Origin of the sequence: uncultured Campylobacter sp., from assembly GCF_938018035.1 — a bacterium.
Classification (GTDB): Bacteria; Campylobacterota; Campylobacteria; order Campylobacterales; family Campylobacteraceae; genus Campylobacter_B.
The window spans coordinates 1-1,450 of the sequence record NZ_CALIJF010000056.1 but is presented as its reverse complement, the minus strand read 5'-3'; the positions used below and the strand labels follow the sequence as shown (position 1 = coordinate 1,450).

At 32.0% G+C, this 1,450-nt stretch carries 3 protein-coding genes; all 3 read right to left on the bottom strand.

All coding sequences use genetic code 11. The annotated features are described in order from the left end of the window. A partial coding sequence (locus Q0257_RS01840; protein ID WP_298020852.1) for a hypothetical protein occupies positions 1–306 on the bottom strand: 306 nt, incomplete at its 3' end. Positions 307–355: 49 nt separating this feature from the next. Then, on the bottom strand, positions 356–967 hold the full coding sequence (locus Q0257_RS01835) for a hypothetical protein (protein ID WP_298020849.1): 612 nt from the start codon (positions 965–967) through the stop codon (positions 356–358). A 32-nt stretch (positions 968–999) separates the two neighbouring features. Then, positions 1,000–1,338, bottom strand: coding sequence for a hypothetical protein (locus Q0257_RS01830; protein WP_298020847.1), 339 nt, complete (start codon positions 1,336–1,338; stop codon positions 1,000–1,002). Between the last annotated feature and the right edge of the window lie 112 nt (positions 1,339–1,450).

Sequence of the window (1,450 nt, the reverse complement as noted above, 5' to 3'; positions counted from 1 at the left end):
ATCGATATTGCTTACATTATAACCCATAAAATTTAAAAAATCTTTCGCTTCTTTACGTAGTTTTTCCCAAAGAGGCGTTTTATATATATCTTCATTGGGAAGACTTTTTATCTTATCTCTCATTGCTTCACATCGTTCTAATTCATCTTGCGTAAATTCTTCCTTAAATGATTGCGTCTCTATGCAGGCACTACTTAGGTCCTCTAACAATTCTTCCGGCGATGTATATACATCGGCATCTGCATCGGCATTATCAATATACTTGGTTTGAAATTCAATTGACGCTAAAGCAAAAAGTGATTGCAAAAGTGCTTTTCTTCCTCTCGCTATTTTATTCTCCTAAATTTTATTACTTTTATATTCCATACCACCTTGTCACTTTCCCTTTTTCGTCGATATCGACCTCTATGTGTTTGTATTTATTGTAGAGGCTCGGAATCAAAATTTCATCATAATATTTTTTGCCGCATTCTGCGATAAATATATACATATTATGGTGGCACCACCGATTCGGCTCTTCCCAAAAGGCACCGTCTGCGCGAGTATAATTTTTTAAAGGTTCATATGAGCGGGCTATAAATTTATCTAAATTATAAAAGAAATTTTCTCTTAAAATTTTCCATTCTTCAAATTTCTTCATATTTAAATTTATATTAGCGCTAGTTTTATATTTTATGTCGGTATCTATGAAATTATTTAGATAAAACTGCCCAAATAGCATTATTAAAATATCTTTTACATTCTCATCGCATAAACTAAAATTATGAATTAATGTGCTGGCGATAGAGTCGGTCTCATAAACTTCGGTGCTTTTCATTAGGCTAAACGCCTCAAGCTCATAAAAATCCAGCGATCTTATCCCGCTTGCAGCTTGGAAATCTTTAAAAATCTTAAACCTAAAATCTTCCGCTTTACTAAAGAAATAGACGTACGGGCTTAAATTTAAATCAAGCGCTTTTACTCTCATTTTATACCGTCCAAACTATTGTTTTTCGCATTTTAGCATTGTTTTGCATAATAAGCTCTTCCTTGCTGCGTTTCGGTCACACAAAAGTATTTACTATTTACGCCGACCGGCTCATAATTTTTATCATCCCTTAAAATATTTAAAATTTCAGATTTATCACATATCTCTTTTGTTTCTGTATCATAACCCCAATTTGAACTAAACAATCTTATATAACCTTGCTCGTATAAGGACAATAAAATTTTTTTCGCTACTTTAAGCGAATTGGCAATATTAATAGAATTTAATTCCCAAACGATTTCCCATAAAGAGATATAATCGCCATCTTCGATTATTACCGATAAAATAGTTAAAAACGTCTTTTTATTCATTTAAAACCGCATTTCCTTTTAATGGAATTTTAACTACCGCGCCGTCTTTGCTATTTTTAGCATAAGAATCCGGCGTACAATTTTCATAGAAAAATTTGATTTTATAGAAATT